The sequence below is a fragment of the [Flexibacter] sp. ATCC 35103 genome (genome assembly GCF_001975985.1).
GTDB lineage: Bacteria > Bacteroidota > Bacteroidia > Flavobacteriales > Flavobacteriaceae > Flavobacterium.
This window is the reverse complement of the sequence record NZ_MTQF01000004.1, coordinates 497,621-519,225: the sequence shown is the minus strand read 5'-3', so window position 1 is coordinate 519,225 and position 21,605 is coordinate 497,621. Positions and strand designations below refer to the sequence as shown.

Annotated in this window: 16 protein-coding genes; 4 read left to right on the top strand and 12 right to left on the bottom strand. The window is 32.6% G+C overall.

Annotation, left to right across the window (positions count from 1 at the left end; all coding sequences use genetic code 11):
* Positions 1-15 precede the first annotated feature (15 nt).
* The 6 genes from BXU01_RS10195 to BXU01_RS10170 all read right to left on the bottom strand — a co-directional run bounded on the left by BXU01_RS10195 (position 16) and on the right by BXU01_RS10170 (position 10,489).
* Positions 16-1,293, bottom strand: a complete 1,278-nt coding sequence (locus BXU01_RS10195) for an McrC family protein (RefSeq protein WP_083693116.1) — start codon at positions 1,291-1,293, stop codon at positions 16-18.
* A 1-nt stretch (position 1,294) separates the two neighbouring features.
* Positions 1,295-3,835, bottom strand: a complete 2,541-nt coding sequence (locus BXU01_RS10190; RefSeq protein ID WP_083693115.1) for an McrB family protein — start codon at positions 3,833-3,835, stop codon at positions 1,295-1,297.
* A 73-nt stretch (positions 3,836-3,908) separates the two neighbouring features.
* Complete coding sequence (locus BXU01_RS10185; RefSeq protein ID WP_083693114.1) at positions 3,909-4,244, bottom strand: hypothetical protein; 336 nt, start codon at positions 4,242-4,244, stop codon at positions 3,909-3,911.
* Between the two features lie 142 nt (positions 4,245-4,386).
* Positions 4,387-5,622, bottom strand: a complete 1,236-nt coding sequence (locus BXU01_RS10180; protein WP_083693113.1) for a restriction endonuclease subunit S — start codon at positions 5,620-5,622, stop codon at positions 4,387-4,389.
* Positions 5,615-7,240 (bottom strand): class I SAM-dependent DNA methyltransferase, encoded by a 1,626-nt coding sequence (locus BXU01_RS10175; RefSeq protein WP_083693112.1) that lies wholly within the window; start codon positions 7,238-7,240, stop codon positions 5,615-5,617. The genes BXU01_RS10180 and BXU01_RS10175 overlap by 8 nt, the downstream gene beginning before the upstream one ends.
* A gap of 174 nt (positions 7,241-7,414) precedes the next feature.
* On the bottom strand, positions 7,415-10,489 hold the full coding sequence (locus tag BXU01_RS10170; protein WP_083693111.1) for a type I restriction endonuclease subunit R: 3,075 nt from the start codon (positions 10,487-10,489) through the stop codon (positions 7,415-7,417).
* A 575-nt stretch (positions 10,490-11,064) separates the two neighbouring features.
* On the opposite strand from BXU01_RS10170, the gene BXU01_RS10160 reads away from it, so the two are divergent.
* From BXU01_RS10160 to BXU01_RS10145, 4 genes are all read left to right on the top strand, one after another.
* The gene (locus BXU01_RS10160) at positions 11,065-12,519 is read left to right on the top strand and encodes a glycosyltransferase (RefSeq protein ID WP_083693109.1); all 1,455 of its coding nucleotides are present in this window, start codon (positions 11,065-11,067) and stop codon (positions 12,517-12,519) included.
* A gap of 336 nt (positions 12,520-12,855) precedes the next feature.
* A complete protein-coding gene (locus BXU01_RS10155) occupies positions 12,856-13,452 on the top strand; it encodes a TetR/AcrR family transcriptional regulator (protein WP_083693108.1) in 597 nt (198 codons plus the stop codon).
* 6 nt (positions 13,453-13,458) lie between these two features.
* Positions 13,459-13,686: a hypothetical protein gene (locus BXU01_RS10150; RefSeq protein ID WP_083693107.1), complete on the top strand. Its 228-nt coding sequence runs from the start codon at positions 13,459-13,461 to the stop codon at positions 13,684-13,686.
* Positions 13,687-13,705: 19 nt separating this feature from the next.
* Positions 13,706-14,962 carry an MFS transporter gene (locus BXU01_RS10145; protein ID WP_083693106.1) on the top strand — a complete coding sequence of 419 codons (1,257 nt, stop codon included), beginning with the start codon at positions 13,706-13,708 and terminating at the stop codon, positions 14,960-14,962.
* A 123-nt stretch (positions 14,963-15,085) separates the two neighbouring features.
* Here BXU01_RS10145 and BXU01_RS10140 read toward each other — a convergent pair whose 3' ends face one another.
* From BXU01_RS10140 to BXU01_RS10115, 6 genes are all read right to left on the bottom strand, one after another.
* A complete protein-coding gene (locus BXU01_RS10140) occupies positions 15,086-16,144 on the bottom strand; it encodes a hypothetical protein (RefSeq protein ID WP_083693105.1) in 1,059 nt (352 codons plus the stop codon).
* 141 nt (positions 16,145-16,285) lie between these two features.
* On the bottom strand, positions 16,286-17,113 hold the full coding sequence (locus BXU01_RS10135) for an NmrA family transcriptional regulator (protein ID WP_083693104.1): 828 nt from the start codon (positions 17,111-17,113) through the stop codon (positions 16,286-16,288).
* 71 nt (positions 17,114-17,184) lie between these two features.
* Positions 17,185-18,063: an AraC family transcriptional regulator gene (locus BXU01_RS10130; protein WP_083693103.1), complete on the bottom strand. Its 879-nt coding sequence runs from the start codon at positions 18,061-18,063 to the stop codon at positions 17,185-17,187.
* Between the two features lie 182 nt (positions 18,064-18,245).
* Complete coding sequence (locus tag BXU01_RS10125) at positions 18,246-19,274, bottom strand: hypothetical protein (RefSeq protein ID WP_083693102.1); 1,029 nt, start codon at positions 19,272-19,274, stop codon at positions 18,246-18,248.
* A complete protein-coding gene (locus BXU01_RS10120) occupies positions 19,265-20,491 on the bottom strand; it encodes a hypothetical protein (protein ID WP_083693101.1) in 1,227 nt (408 codons plus the stop codon). Before BXU01_RS10120 ends, BXU01_RS10125 begins: the two co-directional genes overlap by 10 nt.
* Positions 20,492-20,642: 151 nt before the next feature.
* Positions 20,643-21,605: PIG-L family deacetylase (locus BXU01_RS10115; protein ID WP_206196614.1), on the bottom strand; the 963-nt coding region annotated here is incomplete at its 5' end.

The window sequence follows — 21,605 nt, the reverse complement described above, 5'->3', positions numbered from 1 at the left end:
AATTGCTAGCCAAAATCAGGAGCCTTTTGTATGAAGGGATGTTTTATCAATAAATCGATTAATAACTTTTCCAATTGTTTTTTGCCATTCTTTTATTTCATTTTCTACATTGATTAAAACAACGCTACATATTTTATCATCATGATGATTTCCATCCTTTTTTAAATAAATTCCTGCTTTACTATCTTTATTGTTTCCAGGATAAACCAACGCTACTTTTGTAGCGTCAAAATATTCATGGTATACATACATTTGTCGTAAATCATCTGGAGATGGATTAAAGCCGTTTAGATTTTTCCATTTAGTGTCTAATACGATGTTGCCATTATTTGTTTCAATATAAATATCGGGCTTCATTGCTGTTCTTCTGCCGTTTTCAGGTTTCCAAAAAAACTTAGAGGTTTGTGCTTTTATTTTAGTGAAATCAGTTTTATTTTTCTTTAAACTCACAAATATAAATTGTTCCCAAAGCATATTCATATCAAACATCAGAGCCAAAACGTGGTTTCTTCCTTTGCTTACATCAGGATGGTATTTCAATAATAATAGTTTAGCGATTTCTATAGCTTTTTGATAATGTTGATTTTTTCTATTGTAAACCAATTTCTCAAAAGTAGCATCTGAAACTTTTATTTCTGGCATTTCAGGAAAATGCAAAAGCAAAGTCCCAATTCGGCTATGCAAATCATTATTGGTATTGATCTGTTTTAATAATTTTAGAGCTTTATAAAGAATGAAATGCAAGGTATGTTCAACATCATAAGTAGAATGTCGAACATAAAATCGCTCCTGATGAATTAAATTTTGCTGGATATGTTTACTGAATTGTAAACTGCCTTTTAATGCAGTAACATTTCCTTCTTTTTTTCGATATTTTTTTACTAAACCATTATGAAGTAAATATTCTATTTCTTTAATGAATAACTCAAAATATAAATCAAGAATAGTATTAGGTTTTATTTTTAAATTACTGGAGCTTGTAGATTTTATATCAAAGCTTCCTACAGCTCGTAACATTCCAATTAATAGGTCACGCCATTTTTGATCTTCTCCTGCCGAATGAGGAACTTTATCTGCCTTTGGTAATACTTCGATTAAAGTATTACCAACTTGTATAACACCAACATGTTCGTTAAATTGAACTCCATTGTAAACTAATTTATAGAAAGGTTTTCCGTTACCATAATAGCGTTCTAAAGCTTCGAATTGATTTTTAGTGATTTTCTTTTCACCTCTATCAAAACGAAGAATTTCATGTTCAAAAGCAACAATATTTTCTTTTATTTTACTCAAATTACTTTTTCATTAAAACTTGAATAGCTTGGCCGAAATTAATTTTGCCGTTAAGCTTATCTTTTCTGTAATCAATAATTTCATAGACATTTCTATTGTCAAAATCTTCGGCAACGTCATAAAATTCGGCAAAAATATCCGATCCCTCCGATTCTTTCAAATGCACAAACCCTTTTCCTAATACCAAACCAATTTTACTATAATCTCCAAAGAAATATTCTTGAAGCAAGGGGATAATATTTTTATAAAAAGAATCTATTATTGAATTTTCATTTTTGTTTAGTAAGTAGGAGTGACCTATTTTATGATCTTTGTCTAACAATTTTTCAATCCTTAAATTGATTTTTTCAAGTACTTTAGAAGCTTTATGTCCAAAAATTTCATTTTGCAATTCTTTTAAATCATATGATGGAGGCATTTCCTCAAAACAAAAACGTCTTCTTAGAGCAGCGTCCAACGCTTCAACGCTTCTGTCGGCTGTATTCATTGTACCAATCATATAGAGATTGGCAGGAACTCCAAATTTATCTTTGCTGTAGGGTAAGGTAACTTCCAGCGCTTCTTTTTTTCCTAAACGTTTATCTTCTTCAATCAGTGTAATTAATTCACCAAAGATTTGCGAAACATTTCCTCGGTTTATTTCATCAATAATTAAGACAAAAGGTTTTCCTTTTTTGCCGATAAAATCTTTTTTTGAAAGAGAAGATACTACTTCTTTTTTTTCTTCAAATGTGTATTTCCTTTTTTCCGTATTTCTGGGAATATTATGTTTTTCTTTTTGAATAGCATTGAGAACAGACCAGTAGGCTGAAGAATTACTACCACCAATGACAGATTTAAATTCATCAGCAATATTAGTAACTTTGTCAAGATCTTTAATTACTGAATTTAATTTTGTTAATCTGTTTTTCGAAACAGTATATGTTTTTTTTCCGTTAATATGTTTGATAATAAAGTTCCCGTTTTGAGAAATGCTATCCACTAATACTTTTGCACCGGTTTTAATTTCTAACTCAACTGAATTTCCTGCAATTAGTTCTTCTTCTATATTTTCAACTAAACTATCATAGAGAAATGAGAAGTCTAACACTTCGTCAGTGATATCATCTTCTCGTAATTGGGCTATTTCGAAAGAAGCTTCAATACATAGATTTCGTAAAATCCCATACTTAATTTTATAGATTACAGGATCTCCTTCTTTTTCTGGTTCTTCAGGTTTTATTCCTTCAATAAAATCTTCATAATTCATACTTTGATGAAAAGTAGTAAATACAATTCTGCCTTCAGTTACCCTTTTGTCAAAAAGATTCTTGACAGCATTTCTGTCATCCCAGTTTAATTGTTGCTCTTCCTCTTCATTTATTATTTTAAGAGCGCTATCAATACTATTGTATGTTTTTCCTGTTCCAGGTGGACCATAAAGAATTTGATTTAAAGGTTGTTTCATAGATTCAAGCTTATTTTCTATAATATTTGCGTTTGTTATTGACAATTCACTAATTATTTCTCTTATAGAATCTCCTATATTATCCTCAATATATTCAAGAGCAGAAGTAATATTGTCAATTATATCCTCATCATCTAATTTATATGCTTCCTTAAAACCAATACTTTTTGAATTCTGCCAATCAAACCATTCTAGATTTTCGGGTAAATTTTTTATTGTATTGTAGAAGATATCTTTTTCAGTTTTTGTATTGCCTTCAAAATGAATATCAACATATATTTCATTTTTGTTTGCTGAAATGCTCCTAAAACCAATTTCATAATGTGCAATATGATTTCCAATAATTTTCGATCCATCAGAGATCCAAATAAACCTTGATCTAGAAGTTAACTTATCAAACGAAAACTCTATTTTTTCGGAAATGAAGTGGCTTTCGAGTTTTTTAACTAAATCTTTAAATTTTAAGCTGACTTTTGGTTTCCATTCATTTGCAACACTGTATATTAATGAAGAAATATAAAAAGTATAATTTTCATCATTTAAAACGGATAAGCTATAGTTTTTAAATATACTTTTACAATCATCGGTAAAGTCAGCTGAATTGTAATCTTTTTTTAAAAAGTACTCAACAATAAATTTTCTATGGTTTTCACTTAAAATGGTGGTGTTATTGGTTGGGTCAAGAAGATAATTGAAAGCATTTTTTATTGAACCACTTACATTCTGAGAGTTAAATTTATATTCTACTAAATTCCTAATCCACGCTCCCATACGAACACCTGCATTTGCAAAAGTTCTGCTATCGTCATATTGATTATGATGTTTTTTGCCATTTGCTTTATTATCGCAATAGGAAATTATCTCGAAAAGTAATTGAGTTATGGGAAAGAGTTCTCGATTTGAAGTATCTATTTTTTTAAATTCATTATAATCTAAACTTAATGAAATTATGGAATCAGCTTGTTCACTGGTTAGTTCCATATTTATCCATTTATTCAAAGCATCCTGACCTTTTTGATAAAAGAAATTCTGCTCACTACTGATACGTTGAGCAAATTCATTTTCTATATATAGCTCTATTCTTTCTTTCAACATAAGTTTAAATATCTTTTTCTTCTTTATTATTCAAAAAATCTTTTAATTCTTTTTCTAATTTTTTTACGTCTGTTTAAAAAAAAATTTCAAATTTTGTTGGGTCTTCTTTTGGATGTAAATCATACATATTTGTTGTAGGAAAATAACCTTTTTTTATTGAGGCCTCACTAACATCGTATGTTTTTCTTAAAAAATACTTATTTTCTTTGATATTTCTATTGTGTTGTATTAACTCAATACTTTTATCGAAATAGGCACCTTTATATTCATTCCAAACATGACCTACACTTTCAATATCGCTTTCGTCTTCAAAATAGGTTATAAGAAATCCCTCGGCAATGGTAATATCAGTTATATTTTCTGCAATTTTATAACTATTGCGTAGACAATCTCCTGGTATAACTGGCACTTTGTCAATTTCATCTTTATAAATTTCAGGATTTTGGCTATATTGATTTTAAGGCATTCAACACCTTTGAATTCTAACTTTTCCATATCTTTTTCAATAATTATAATTTACTTACTATGTTAAGTAAAGTTTATAAAATAATTTATTTCGGTTCTATAATTTCTTTCTGAATTTCGCTAACTGTAATTTGCCCATTCATTAACATAGGTAACAACCAATCTCGAAGTGAAGCGAGTTCTTGATTTTCTTTTAAATTATTTGCTATTTTCTCATTTGACTGGATAACCATTTTACCAAATAGTTTAATTAAATCGTTCGAAGGTACTATGTAATTCAATATTTTAATATCACTTGGATATACATGTGGTTGTGCAGACCCGGTGGCTTGACTTAAAATATAATTTTGCAATAATTTTAAGTGATATAGAATCATTAATGTTATTGTATCATTTTTCCCCCTTACAGTTATACAGTCACATGCAAAAATCGGTTCTCTCCAAAAATTAATATAACCTGCATTTGCTCCTGAGCCACTTATAGTAATTGTATTTTTCTCTCTATTTGAAACAGAATGAGTATATGCATAACTTATGCCAGCTGAAATAACTTTTATATTACCTTCTTTTGATTTTTTTGCTGTTATTAAATCACCTTTTTGAACTACTGCATATTGATCAATTCTTTTTACTTCCCATTTTTCAGGAATCTCCCTCTTCAATTTCTCATCCCAAACCATTTTTCCACCAGAAGATTTATAAGGTTTTCCGTTGGCATCTGGAAAGTCAAACTGTACAAACCAATAATCATAAAGCGTTTTTGCCATTGCTTCAAGCTCTGTATTGATTTTATTGTTGAGTTCGATTTTAGCATTAAGAGAATAAAGAAAATCTCCTGCTTTTTTTTGTTCCTTAAAATCAGGTAGAATTAATTCTAAATATGAAAAAATTTGTTCATTTAAACTAGCTCTCAAAGTCATTATAGAGTTATTTGTCATTGTTTTTCTAAACAAATCACTTCTTAAATAAAATGCCATAAATTTATCGTAAGTTATGTCATCTTGAGTAGGTCGTAATCTTTTTAAAAAACCGCTAAAAGATGATGCTGGATAATCTTTTACAGCAACACAACTCATTCCTAATTCATCTAATGTTTCACTAGTTCTAGTTAGAAAAATATCTCCTTTTTTTATCGAATAGATCTCTTTTTCTTTTTCAGAGATGTCCATATACTCCGATAGAGCATCGGGTAAAAAAAAGTTATTGAAAACTGTTTTGAAAGAAACAAATTGTGATCCATGTCCAGCTTGTTCAGGTTTTGATGAAATACCAGAACTCATTTCATATAAATCACTGAATTTATATGTTTTTAGTTTACTCATATTTCAATCCTTTCAAATTATTCTGAATTTCTAATTCCAAAGTTTTACTTTTACTAAAAAGTTCACTTAAATTAGTTTCAAAAGTTTTTATTTTAGTTGCAAACTCTTCAGGTGTAATATCAGTATATTCAATTTTTACTTCAAAATATTGTCCGGCGCTTAATGAATAATTTTTAGCTTTTATATCTTCATACGAAACTACTACCGAGAAATCTTCTTTGGCTTCGTGTTTATTAAAAGTATCAATGATATAATCTTCTTCCTGATGCGATAAAAGTGTTTTTTGGTTTTTACCTTCTTTTACCGTTGTTCCCAGTTTAGAAGCATCCATTAAAACAATATCGCCTTTGGTATTTTCTCTATCCAGAAACAAAATAGAAACGTTGGTTCCTGTTGTGGCAAAAATGTTTGAGGGCATACTAACCACACCTCGCAACATTTTACGTTCGACCATTTGCTCGCGTATTTTGCGTTCGATGCCACTTTGTGCTGTGATAAATCCTGTTGGTACCACAATTGCGGCTTTTCCTTTTGCGGTAAGCGAATACATAATGTGCTGTACAAATAAAGGATAAATGGCCATACTGTCTTTTTTGGCTTTCGGAATATTAGGCATTCCTGCAAAAAAGCGTTCGTGGTTTTCTTTTGTATTTAAATCATTTACATAATCAGAGAAATCTAATTTAAATGGAGGATTTGAAACAATATAATCAAATTGTTTCAAGCGTCCGTTTTGTTCTTTATGATACGGTTCGAGAATAGTATTTCCTTTTACAATATTAGGAATCGAATGCACCAAATCGTTCAAAATTAAATTCAAACGCAATAAATTAGATGATTTTTGGGAGATATCCTGAGAGTAAACCGTACATTTTTCTTCACCAATCTGGTGTGCTAAATTCATCAAAAGCGTTCCTGATCCCGCACTCGGGTCATAACAGGTTACATTACTTACGGTTTCATTTACTAAACAACGCGCCATGATTTTAGCAACAGCATGAGGTGTGAAATATTCGGCATATTTTCCTCCGCTATTGGTATTATAATCGCTTATTAAATATTCGAAAATAGTAGCGTAGAAATCGAATTTTTCATGAAAGATATTCTCAAAACTAAAATTGATTAGTTTGTTTATAATTGCTCTGCAAAAATCATCACGTTTGTCAGTGACATATTTGCTTATATTTTCGAATAATACTATTTTTTCTCCACTTTCGGTAACAACCGAAAAAATCGCACTGTTTTCTTTGGCAATATCTAGTAAAGTATTGTCGAATATATCGGCAAACTTTTTTTCGTTTTGGCGTTCAAATAAGCTTGAAATCAATTGATCTGGATGAATGTTAGCGGTACTTTCGCTCATTTGCATCGTCAACATTTCATAATCAGCTGTTGAATAACTTCTTAAAGTTTCTTCCCAATTATCTGATGCTGCTATTTTTTCATCGAGTTGTTTTACTTCATGAACGAATTTATCGTTAAGGAATTTATATAAAAATACTTGGGTGATAATCTTAAACTCATTTCCATCATTTCCCAAACCATAGTTGGCACAAACACTTTTAAGATCGTCTATAAGTGCTTTGGTTTGTTTTTCAAACTGTATTGTGGTAATCATTGTATTTTTATGTTATTTTTTCAATTTTTTAATATCTGCTTCAATTTCTTTCAGGCTTTGTTCGATCTCTATTGTTTTTCTGCTTTCTTTAAATTTTTCAAATTCTTTTGTAGACTTGTCTAAAGCCATTTGATAAGTAATTTTTCATGAGTACGACAATAATTTTTGTTCATATTAAGCTGTTCGTCCATAAAACTCATTCATATATTCTTTTACCACTAGACTGTTAATGCGCTTGGAAGTTTCAGGATTTAAAGGAATTTCGTTTTTATTCTTAAATTGATTAATTACAAATCGCATGATCATTTTCTCAACATAATTCTCGTTTTCTAACACTTTTGAATTTTGTAAAAGCTGATCATCAATTTCTTTTTTTAATCCTTTTAAAGCATCAAAAAGTTTGTTTTCACTATCGGTTAACGGATCTTTTTCCATCAATCTTTTATGCAAACGAGCGTATTTCTCATCATTATCATATTTGGCTCTAAGTAATTGGTTTTTTCTTTCTAATTCTTTGGCTTTACCATAAATGTATTCCAACTGTTTAATGTTGTCTTCCATTTCTTCTTTGTTAACTTCAGTTAAATTTTTCTTTTTAAATAAACGTTCCAATTCTTCTCGCAAAGATATAAAAACAGGGTCTTTGGGGTCAAAATTACCACCGAGTATTTCACGGGTTTTTTGTAAAGTTGTTTTCAAAGTATCTGCCAAAACCATTTCCTCCTCTCCAATCTTTACAAATGCAAAAATGACATCTTCTAAAGCTATATTCAATAAATTGGTAGTATCAACATTTTTTTCTAGTGCTTCCTTAGTATTTATTAAAGCCAAGTGATTGTTAGCTTCACGGGATAATATTGTTAATTTATGAAAATCAAGGCGTTCTAATAACTCATAATTTCCAGATAATCGAATAAGATTGTACAAGCTTTTTGCATTATTCAATACTCTATTAATTTTCAGCATTTCGCTTCGATCCTGAATTTGCGAAATTTGCTGCGAAAAGATCTCAGCATTTAAAGTATCAAACGGGAATAAAATTTCCTTGATCTCATTGATTTCTTCCTTAATTTCTGCTGCTGATTTGAAGATGTTAGAGTAATGTTCCATTTCATCTCCTAGCTCTGACTGTAGCTCGTTAAAGTAATCCTGGTTGGTTTTGTAAAACTCTTTTTGAATATCAGCAAAATCAACTACGTATCCGTATCTGAAATCTTTGTAGGTTCTATTAACCCTGGTAAGGGTTTGTAACAGATTATGAGCTTTAATGACACGTCCGATATATAATTTCTTTAATCGTGGTGCATCAAAACCAGTAAGTAACATATTATAAACGAAGAGAAAATCTATTTTGCCATCCTTAAATTCCTCAACTTTTGCCTCTCTTTCTTTTTTAGTTCCAACGTCATGTAGAATTATAGCGGCTGTAGAAACTTTACTTTTGTTCTTTTTTTGAGAACCATAACTTGCACGTGGTTCAGCAACCATTTGATAAAAGTTCAAATCTGTTTTTTCTGTGGCATATTTAGATTCGAATATCTCGAATAACATTTTTGCCTGTTCTGAAGAATCACAAACAACCATTCCTCCAATCGAATTGTCATTTGATGCTATGCGTGCTTTTTCGAAATCCTGAACAATATAATCTAACATTGGCTCTACAAATGTCGGGTGCGCATACACCACTTTTTTATCTGTATTGCCTTTTAGAATTTCAATTTCTTCCAGTGCTTGTTTTAAAGTAAGTTTATAATTGGTTTCAATTTCTTCTCGAATCAATCTCAAAGTATAACCATCTGCAATAGAAGAATTGTAATAATATTTATGAATGTAACTTCCAAATAATGCTTTAGAATTATAGTCAGTTCCTAATAAAGGTGTTCCGGTTAATCCAATTTTTATGGCATTACTGTCAGATTCATTTAAGTTCGCTAAAAAGCTGCCTTTTGGGTTATAACTGCGATGTACTTCATCTAAGAAATACACTCGTTGTATGTTTAGGTTGTAATCTGTATTTCTAATTACATCAGGATCATCCTGAAATTTTTGAATGTTTACAACTGTAATTTCGGCTTTACCTAAATTATTATGAATTACAGAAGTAGATTTGATATCTCTGGAAAATTCTTCTCTGGAATTAATATTATGAACAATTAATCCTCGACTTTTAAATTCTTTTCCTGCCTGAACCAATAAATCTAATCGATCAACAATAAAATAGAATTTAGGAATAATACTTTTCTTTTGAAAATAATGAGTCAAATACTTGACATTATAAAAAGTTAAAGCTGTTTTTCCGCTTCCTTGTGTATGCCAAATGATACCTTTTTTTCCTCCTTCTTCCAGTTTTTGTTCAATTGCTTTGGTAGCAAACAACTGAGGGTAACGCATAATGTGTTTTTGTAAGCCGGAACTTTCTTTTACATAAGCTATTCCAAATTGCAATACAAAAGCAAGACGGTCTCTTTGGAATATAGAAGTGCAAATTCGATTCGTTGGAGTATTATAATGTTTATTGGTAAGGAATTCGGGTGAGTTTTTGATACTTAATAAGTTGGTGTCTTTTAGTACAAAGTTTTCATTTTCTTCATCTATATTTTTAAATAAATTATCAAAATCAAATTTGTCTTCTTCTCTAAAATAGTTGAAGATAGGTTTGTAATAGGATGGAGTAGCATAAAAAGCACCTTCAAGAGCTAAAGGTGAGCTATCATCATATTCCATATTATTTGAGAAAACCATTAGCTGCGTAATGTTGACAAATTGTCGAAACTTTTTGTTTTGAAAACGAGTTTGTATACGCTTATGTTCAGCAATGACACCATCTTGATTGTTTGGCTTTTTTACTTCTATAAAAACCAAAGGCAAACCATTTATTAATAAAGTAATGTCAGGTCTAAATTCTTCGTCATCTTTTTTGTAAGTTAACTCAGTAACTACATGAAATGAGTTATTATTGAAGTTTTCAAAGTCAACTAACCTTACATTCGATTGATCTACCAATTTTTCATAGAAAACTTTTCCTAAATCTTCATTTTCCAAACATAAAGCTACTTCGCTATAAGTTCGATCGATATCACCTGATGATAACTCAGGATTTAATCTTTTAACGTTTTTATTAAAGATATCAGTGAAGATATTAGTTGATTCGTCCCATTTTTGATTTGATAATGATAAATAGGAATAACCTAATCGCATTAAATGCAAAATGGTAGGTATTTTAACACGAGAATCTTCGTTGAAAGCCATGAAAAGATTTATATAATTACTACAAAAAATAATCGGATTGCTAAAGTATCGAATATTTAATTAAGAAGAGGAAGGAAAACCATAAAGCATGTAAATAGATTCATATTTAACTGATAATAATTTAGTTTTTCCTATTCCCGATGGAAGTGGAAATCCTTTTGTGCTAGTGTTCGGCATAAAAGATTGAAAAGGACAGCGGGAAATAGCTACATAAAAAGAAATTCCAATCCTGAAATCCAAAATCCCAAAATCTTTTCAACTTTATTCAGTATAACAATAATAAACTCCAAAAACCGTTTTTACTAAACTTCGTCATACTCAAAGACAACAAATCTCAACCCAAAAACTCCCAAAACCCCAACAAAAACTGTATACTGTATCCTAAAAACGTATAATAATTACACACATTAAAAACACTTAAAATACCTAAACAACTCAAAACCAGTAAAAACTGATAATGGCACAACGCTTGCAAAATGGGATAATGTAAATTCCTTTTAGATAAATGAAAATTACGCATCGGGAGGGAAACAAATTAAATAAAAGCCATACAAAGCAATCAAAAGTAGTGTCATATGAAAAGTGAAACCTTAACAACAGAACAATTTTATACGTCGAAATCAGATCTTAGTAACGAACAAGCCTTAAACAGTTCCATTTTTCGTATTAGCAATGACAATGTAACATCAAAAAAAGTAAGCGAGCGAACCAAAAGTAAGTTTGGATTATTTGTACTTGTAAGTACTTTTATCTTAATGTTTGTTGGTGCTTATTCTGTATATTATTTACAGGACGATTTTGATCAGTTTCAGATAGACAGAATGAACTCTTCATGGGGATTACCGTTTTTGATAGTTGCAGGAATTTTGTTTTTCTTCCAGACAGGAGTTTTCCTGTATAATGCCTATTTATATATAAAATACAAACCAATCGAATCCGTTTCTGATGAAATGTTGCCAACTGTTACCGTAATAGTTCCTGCGTATAATGAAGGGAAACTGGTTTGGGATACTTTATTGAGTTTGGCCGAGAGTGATTTCCCGGCACATAAATTAGAAATATTAGCAGTAGATGACGGAAGTAAAGATGATACCTGGTACTGGATGCAACAGGCCAAAATAAAATTAGGAGATCGTTTAACGATTTTTCAACAACCGGCAAACGCAGGAAAACGTCACGCTTTATACCGTGGATTCGAATTAGGAAAAGGAGAAATCTTTGTAACGGTAGATAGTGATTCGATCGTCAAAAAAGATACGTTACGTAATTTAGTGAGTCCGTTTGTGGTTGACGAAAAATGTGGAGCAGTTGCAGGAAACGTTCATGTTTTGAACAGTAAAAAAGCAATCTTGCCAAAAATGCTGAATGTAAGTTTTGTAATGAGTTTTGAATTCATGCGTTCGGCAGAAAGTAAATTAGGTTCAGTTCTATGTACTCCGGGAGCAGCAGCAGCATATCGTAAAACAGCCGTTTTTGCTTGTCTTGACGAATGGATTAACCAGACTTTTATGGGACAACCGTCAGATATTGGCGAAGATCGTGCGATGACGAATATGATCCTGAAACAAGGTCAGCATGTATTGTTTCAAAGAAATGCTTATGTATTGACAAACGTTCCGGAAGAATATACCGGATTGTACAAAATGTTTATAAGATGGAGTAGAAGTAACGTACGTGAAAACATTGCAATGGCGAAATATGTTTTTACAGATTTTAGAAAAGAATCTAAATTTGGTGCCCGACTTTTATGGTTAAACCAGGCTACAAAAATTGTTATGGCGTATCCGTTCATGCTTTTTATGTTCTTTTTTATCATCATGCATCCGTTATTGTTTTTAAGTTCAACACTTTTAGGAATCTTAATCGTATCCAGTTTTCCGGTTTTATTTTACGCTAAAAGATATAATTTGTCTGATTCGCTTTGGGCATATTCATACAGTGTTTTTTACACCTTTAGCTTATTCTGGATTACACCTTATGCCATCGTTACTGCCAACAAAAGAGGCTGGTTGACACGCGGATTAGCATAAATTAAATAGTAGAAGTAGATTAGAAATAGAAATTAGATTTGTTTTAAAACTCCTGTTCATTTTGAGCAGGAGTTTTTTTATGGAATAAAATTTCTTGCGTTTTATAGCCACAGATTAAAAGGATTAAAAAGATTTCTATTTATGTGGCGAAAAATAATTCACGCCGCTATAGAATAATTCACACAAAAACGAGAATCATTTTAATCCTTTTATCCCGATAGCTATCGGGAGTGGCAAAATAATTCCAACTCCAATTCATTGATTATTTATCTGAAAAAAATAATTAATAAAAGAATGTTCATTCATTTATTATTTTATCTTTGTAAAAAAAATACCATGAGAATACGTGATGTAGATAAAGAGAAGCTGGTTATTACCACTGCAATTGATCAAATCGTACGCGACGGATTTCAGGGTTTCAGCATGAACAAACTGGCAAAAGCCTGCTCAATTTCTGTTGGAACATTATATATATACTACAAAGACAAAGATGATTTAATACAAAAAATAGGCGCAGTGATTGCCCTTAAGTTTTTTACCGGTACAGTAAAAGATTTTTCGCCCGAAATGTCGTTTGAAGAAGGATTATGGAAGCAATGGGAAAACCGCGCGGCGTTTACCATGAAATACCCGAAGGAAGTTGCTTTTTTTGAAATCGTCAAACATTCGCCCCATTCAGAGATCATTCTTGATTCTATTCAGGAGTTTGCAGATTTTAGAAAGATTATGAAGGAGTTTATTGATAACGGACTGCGTAATAAAGAACTGGTCCCTATGACATTTGAAGCTTTTTGGGCTGTTGCCTACGGGCCTTTGTACACGCTGTTGAACTTGCATACTGAGGGTAAGAGTATGGGAGGGAAGCCATTTAAACTTACCAAAGAAATTATGAAAGAAGCTTTTAGCCGAACCATAAAAGCTTTAACACCATGAAAAATTATGGAAACAGAATTAAACTCAATACACGTTTTTAAAACAAATATTAAGAATATTGATCCGGCTTGCGAATTGCGAAAAACGCTGGACGACCATTCTGATATAAAACACTGGAGTATCGATCATGAAGATGTTGATTGTGTACTTCGTGTCGTTTCGGATGTCTTGAAACCCGAAACAATTATTGGTATGATCAACGAATTTGGTCACGAATGCCAGGAATTAAATTAATAAAAAATAACCAGTTTATATGGAAAAAACAATAGGGGAAAGCCCCGCTTTTACATCTCACCAAAAAATCATTATTGCCATCCTGGCACTTTTACAGTTTACAGTAATACTTGATTTTATGGTAATTTCTCCGTTAGGAGATATCTTAATGAAAACACTTGACATGACAACGTCAAACTTTGGGTTTGCTGTTTCTGCTTATGCTTTTAGTGCCGGAATTTCAGGATTGCTGGCAGCAGGTTTTGCAGACAGGTTTGACCGAAAAAAGTTGCTCATCTTCTTTTATACAGGATTTATTATAGGAACAGTTTTCTGTGCACTTTCATCCAGTTATATTATGTTGCTGACTGCCAGAATCGTTACCGGACTTTTTGGTGGCGTAATTGGTTCTGTTTCATTGGCAATCGTGACTGATTTATTTGTCATTCATCAAAGAGGCCGCGTGATGGGATTCATACAAATGGCCTTTGCAACAAGTCAGATTTTAGGAATTCCCGTTGGTTTATACTTTGCCAATCACTGGGGCTGGCATTCCGCTTTTATCATGATTGCCGCTCTGGGAGTATTAATTCTTATCGCGATCATCACCCAAATGCAGCCTATTACCAAACATTTAGAAGTACAATCAGATAAAAGTCCGTTTTTGCATCTTTGGCACACCATAAGCAACAAACAATATCAGATAGGTTTTGCTTCGATTGCATTTCTGTCTGTAGGAGGTTTTATGTTACAGCCTTTTGGGAGTGCTTTTTTAGTCAATAATATTAAAATAAGCCAGTTAGAATTACCAATGGTGTTTTTCTTTACCGGACTTTCAGTACTTTTTATTATGCCTTTAATTGGGAAATTAAGTGATAAAGTCAGTAAGTTTAAATTGTTTGCCGCAGGATCTTTAATTTCTGTGATTATGATTTTAATTTATACGAACTTAAATCCTATTCCGTTATGGGAAATCGTAGTCATCAATATGATTTTATTTATGGGAATCATGAGTCGTATGATTCCGGCAACTACGCTAAATACAGCAATTCCAGGATTAGAAGATCGTGGCGCTTATATGTCGATATCTTCATCTTTACAGCAAATTGCAGGCGGAATCGCAGCAGTTTGTGCCGGATTTATCGTGCACCAAAAAACGAAATCTTCTCCTTTAGAAAACTATGATATACTAGGATATGTAATTGCTGTGATTACGGCTTTTACTGTGTTTTTGATATGGAGAGTAAATCAGTTGGCAAAAAAGAGAGAACTTGCTGCAAAAGAAATAAAGTTATAATACATTCTTATTTTAAGAATATAAAAGACTGTCTGAAAAGGCAGTCTTTTTTTGTTATTATAAATTATTCATAATATGACAAAAAAATAAGATTATCGGTTTATTTGGCTAGATTTATAATTCTTAAACAACAAAAACAGGATTACTTTTATTTAGTTCTGGGGATATAGGATCAAAGTTTTGTAATTCTTCGATTCTGCCAGTAACAGTTTTAAGAAAATCAGCAGCATTATCTATGTAAAGTAATATTAGTTTAGGTTCCTTTTTAATACCAAAAGGTAAACTAAGCTGAATCTTCTCTTTTAATTCAATCGAAATATTATGCGGTTCTAATTTACCCAGCAAGGCAAATTTTACGAGTTCATTGCTTTTTTCATAATCACCTTCGAACTTTTGTATGGTATTTATTGAATCAAGAGGTATTTCGAGAGTATCGAAAAGGCCATAACGAATTACAATTTTTTGTGACAAAAGAAGATGGCTTCTAAAAAAAATCGCTTTTAAATGCCCTATCAAATTAATGAGCAAATAAACATGAAGCACCAGAATAACGATTGCAACAATTTTGTTTCTTGAAATTAGATACGCATGCAACGCAATCGCCTCAAAAACCGAAGCTAACATTAAACCGATATAAAGCGCACTAACGCCACTTTCGCGATAACCTGAAAAATTATTTTCAGAGCTTTTATTCCCTTTCCATTTTATAAAACAGTAATAGAAAGAACAAACCTCAAACGAGATCATTTTTCCCAGTTTTTTAAACGGAATAGATTTTTTTAAAGAATCTGAAATAATAGAATAGTCATCCTGCTCCGTATTATCTTTTTGTTTTACGGCTTTTCTAAAGTTTCGTATAAATTGAAAAGCTTTCCATACTAAGAAAATCAGGAACGCAATGTTTAAAAAGATTTTCCATTGAAAAACAACCTGAAACAAGTTATTTTCCATTTCGAATATATAAGGCGTAATCTTGAAAACAGAATAAAAAACAAACCAAAAAGTAAATTCAGTTTGTTTTTTGTTTGTGAGATAATATAATGCCGGTGTCACAATCAAAAATAGAGCCGTGAAGACCGATAATAAAGTCGAATTGTTTTGGATATGAGTATTAAAACTGACTAATGCGATTGCGATTTCAATTGCAGTAAAAATAATTAAAGCGCTGTATTTTTTTAGCATATGGTTTCTAAAATGTATTGAAAGATACTTTCTAAAATTAGAAATTTAAAATGAATACCAAGGTTTTTATGTTAGTTTTTTCGTTCAATAAAAATCTGCGTTTTCGCTTTAGCGAATTCGTATTATCAGCGTCAAATAGTCTCAAACATTCCAGATTCCAGTCTTGGCTGTTTCTGTCGCGTACGCAGAAAAATCTTTCGCTTTCCTGCCCAGCACTTTTTCTACATCAGATGTTATACTTGAATTTCTGCCATCTAATACCTGTTCAAAAAGATAATTCACCAACCAAATCTGGTCTTCAGGAACCTGATATTCTCTTAATATTTTAATATATTCTGCTAAGGATAACCCCTGAAAAGTGATATTTCTGCCAGAAGCATTGGCAATTTCGTTTACCGCTTGTTCAAAAGATAATAATCTCGGACCCGTTAATTCATACGTTTGTTTGTTGTGTTTTTCTTCTAAAAGCGAAACTGTAACCACCTCAGCAATATCATCAGCATCTATAAAAGGTTCAAGTGCTTCGGCTCTTGGCAATGCAACAATTCCGACTAAAACAGGATCTAAAAATATGCTTTCGCTAAAGTTTTGATTGAACCAGCTTGCTCGTACAATCGTCCAGTTTTTAGCATTTGTCTTTACAATTCCCTCACAAATCTGCGCTTCTTTTTCGCCTCTTCCCGATAATAAAACCATTTTTTGAACTCCTGATTCTGTAGCCAGTTTGGTGAATTTTTCGATAGAATCTGCTGCAGAAGGAATAGCGAGATCCGGTTGAAAAGTAATGTAAACCATTTCGATATCTTCCAAAACTTTTTGCCAGGTTTCGGGTTTTTCCCAATCAAATGGAATTTTCTCGTTTCGGGAACCCAAACGAATTTCAATATTTTCAGTTTTTTCTAATCTTTCAACAACTCTGCGTCCTGTTTTACCGTTTGAACCCAAGACTAAAATTTTAGTTTTTTTCATATCAATATTTTTTAAATGGTTATTGATACAAAGATGTTTAGATTAAAAAAGAATCATTTGTCGCAAAAGAATTAAGATTTGTCTGAAAAGAATTGTTGCCGAACATCGTTTGGGCGCATTCCGAATTTTTTATAAAAGGCATTCGAGAAAGAACTCAAACTTTCGTAACCAACTTCCCATGCCGACTCTTGTACGGTTTTTTCCCTGTCACGCAGTAATTCATATGCTTTGTGCAAGCGTTCTTCCTGTACATATTTAAAAACCGGAATACCAAAAAGTTCCTTGAAATTCTTTTTTAGTTTATTACTGTTTAAGCCAACCATTTGAGATAATTGCGTAATCGATGGCGGTTTAGAATAACTGTTTGTGACAATTTCTTTCGCTTTATACAATTTGTTTTTATCTGTTTCTGAAAAATCAATTTTGGAACCAGTTGCTAAAAGTGCATAAAAATGTGCCAGAAGTTCGTTGACCTGACTTTTTAAAAACAACAATCTCGTATTGCCGGTATACGTGGTATTAAAGATTTTCTGAACGGCTAATTGCATGTCTAAAGTCATATAAAAAGAAGGACCTTTTACAAAATGTTCTTTAGGATTCAATAACTCCGGAAGATAATTTTCGAAGATCTCTTTTTCAGCTTCGGGCAAATTGTTGAGGTATTTTAATTTCGTAAAAACACTAATAGATTGCAACGGTTTGTCCGGTTCTATTTTATGTGAGAATGCTACTTTTTGATTTCCGAAGAAACAAATCGCCAATCCTGTCGTATTTACTAAATACTTGGTTTGCTGATTGTGCTTGATTTCCAGTTCGACATTTCCGGAACCATAAAAGGCAAATCCAACTGCATCACCATCGATTTCACATTGCTGCACAAATGTTTTATAGGTATTCGATTGTTCGATTAAAACAATAAAATCATTTAACTCTATGATATCTGTTGTCATGGATTTTTTTGATATTGGTCTGAAAAAAGCATGAAAAGTTACCACTTATTTTAAATTCTGAATTTAAAATAACTCAGGTTTTAAAATATAATAAGCTGAATTAGATAGGAATGACTTTAAATAATAAAGGGAATAGCTGTTAGACTATTCCCTTTATTATTGAATCACCAGAATTAATTTGATTAATCCTGCTCAGCAATTGTAGCTTTATTAAGTTTAAGAACCCTTATCTTTTTATTTGTGTTATCAGATAAAAATAAGCGGTCGTTAAGTTGTGCAACACTTACAATGCTTCCAAAAGGATTTACTCCCAAAACGTCAGAAACATTTAAACTTGCCGTAAAGTTGCGCGCCATAAACTGAGCTTTAGGATATATGCGTAAATAATTGACATTTCCCACATTTTCTGACGTAACTGCCCAATCCTTACTAAAAGAAACCGCAATAGGTTTTGCATCAAAAGCAGATACAACCGGTTTTAATGGTTCAGTAAGAGAAGCTGCCGCATTTGCCTTAATACCTGCAATATCATAATACAAATAGCTTTTTGCATCACGTCCTGCAACAACCAGATTCCCGGCTTCTACATCCAGGGCATAAACCTGATCAAAACCGTTTAAAGTATTTAGTTTCGCAATAGGTTTTAAATTCCATTCGCTGGTTTCGGTAATTTGAGAAGTTTCAAAAACTTTTATAGACGTTTCTTTTTCTTTCACGAATACCAATCCGTCTTTAACTACAACCCCAAAAACGTGTACAAAAGTTTGCCACCATTGTCCGTTACCTACCGTACTAATTCCCGCATTTGTATTTTCGTCTATCACAAAAAGTCTTGATTCACGACTTCCTATATAAATCCTGCCATTATCAACAGCAACCGAAGTAATTTCGCTTAAAGCAATTGTAGTGGTTCCTTTTTTATATTCGGTAATTGTTTTGATATGAGCCAGGGTCACAGCATTAAAAACTTCCAGCACATTGCCATTTGCCACATATAATTTTTCGTTCGCGATCGTGATTCCCTTAGGATCTAAAGTTCCGGTTCCATTGCCAATTTGCGCAGCCGTTATCGATGCTTCATCTGTTGGATATAAATAATCGTAAGTTGTAGGATTTCCATCCGAAGAGTCTTTGCTGCAATTCGTAAACAGACAAAGTAATAGTAATAAAAACGGTATTTTGTTCATGATAGTTTTGTAGGTTATTTCCATTTTCCTTCTTCTTTATATTTTACTAAAAATGGATTTTTGGGGTTGATCGTAAATACAGGTTTTTTATACGTGCCTGTTAAATATCCCGTTTTTGAGTATCCTTTTAATATATCAGGATCCGTAAAAGGAAGATCATTTAAATGAATCAGGTATTTATAAAAGTTGGTTAACATTTCCTGCTGACCACCGCCTTCGCCGCTATTGGCTAAATTACTGCTATGATTATAACCACTATGATGTGAATATTCGTGTGACCAAATCGACATTTCTCCCACCCAGTGCGCGGTTACATAGCTGGATTCCCATTGAGATGCCAGCGGACCGCCTCCCCAGGCAGAATCTCCGCCAACCATTGCCATATTCAAATTTCGGCTGTCGATATAAGTATTATAAGCCTGATCGATTTGCACTTTAGTAAAATAATCATAAACCCCGTCTTTATCATCAGCGTTCCCGTGCCAGTTTAAGGCACCGTTTACTGCAGTTCCTGCTGCCGCAGCCTGCTCTCGTTTGTACAGGTCAAAATTCATGAAAGTATCATAATATATAGGATGACTTATAGCATAAGAGAAATTGATAATCATGGTAATCGCTTCTTTAGCCAAAACAGGGTTCATAGGCAAATATTTACCATATTCGTTTTTATGGTACTGATCGCTAAACTGAACCAATCTTGCCGATTTGATTTTTTTGAATTTAGCAAATAAAGGATCTGCTGATTCTACAGAAAATTCAATCGCTCCGGTTGAAAAACCGTCGATTTTATCGATAGTAACTGTTTTTCCGTTTTCTAGCATATAATCATGTTTTCCTTCTACTAAAGGAAGCTGATGAAAAGAACGATGAAAAGCAGGAACTTTAGAAAACTCATAAATCAAAAAACGCTTGTCGTAGTTGGCTAATTTTGCATAGACTTTTACGTCGCTTAGCCCAACAGGCGAATAAAGAGAAACCTGTACGGAATCTTTTCCTTTCTGAAGGATTTGCATGGGTTGGTTTACGCGAAACCAGCGATCTTTATTGTCATACATTCTTGAGGGACTTTCATCGTCCTGAAACATCGTCATTGGTTTATTTTCTGCCGGTAAATTCGTAGCATCAATAATAGCCAGATAATTGGGTTTGTAACCGTCTCCTTTTGAGTCGTCATCACTGCAGCCAACAATTACGCTGGCGAGAATAACAAAAGGGAATACATAAGAAAGGATTTTTTTCATAGGTTTGTAAGTGAAATTTGGGGTTTGTTTGTGAAAGCGCAAAACTATCAATATCATTATTAAAAACAAGTTTATTGACAAGAATTTGCTGTTTTAATTTGTTGTAAAAGTAAGTTTTTTTAGATTTTTTTATTGTAAAAATATTTATCTGCTAATATTCAAAACGTTTAAAGGCTTCGATTGCTTCATATTCTGCCAATCCTAAATCATCGTATAAAATGGCGGTGTTTTTGTTACGGTCTTCGGCTCTCACCCAGAACTCCCTGGAATCATTTCCCTGAAACATAACCCTGTCTTTTTGGGACTGGTGGTACAAAATTGCGTGACGTTTCAATAATACTTCTGATGGCGAAAGCGGAACGGCCATATCAATTTCGTGAATGTCCCATTCGTGCCACGCACCTCTGTACAACCACAACCAGCAATCATCCATGTATTTCTCCGGTTTTAATTGTTTCATGGCAGCAAAAATAGCATTCAGACAAACTTCATGCGTTCCGTGCGGATCTGCCAAATCTCCCGCTGCAAAAACCTGATGTGGTTTTATTTTGGCAATAATATCCTTTACAATGGCAATATCTTCTGGTCCTAACGGGTTTTTCTTAACCTGTCCGGTTTCATAAAACGGAAGATCCAAAAAGTGGGTATTCTCATCTTTTAAACCAATGTATCTTGTCGCGGCATAAGATTCCCTTCTTCGGATAAGTCCTTTTAGTTTTCTCACTTCCAGCGAATCAATCTGGTTTTCTGATTTATTATTTAAAAAATCTATTACCGACTGAAAGTTGATTTGTGTTGCCGTATCGCCCACAAAATCCTTGGCTACCTCAGCAAATTTCAAGGCTTCGTCGTCTGTAACGGCTATATTTCCGGAGGTTTGATATACAACGTGTACATCATGGCCCTGTTTTATCAATTTTGAAAAAGTTCCTCCCATAGAAATCACATCATCATCAGGATGCGGACTAAAAAGGATCACTCGTTTTTTTGCAGGATTGGCTCTTTCGGGACGATGTGAATCGTCTGTATTGGGTTTTCCGCCCGGCCATCCTGTGATGGTATGCTGCAGGACGTTGAACATATTGATGTTCAGATCATAAGCAGAACCTTCCTG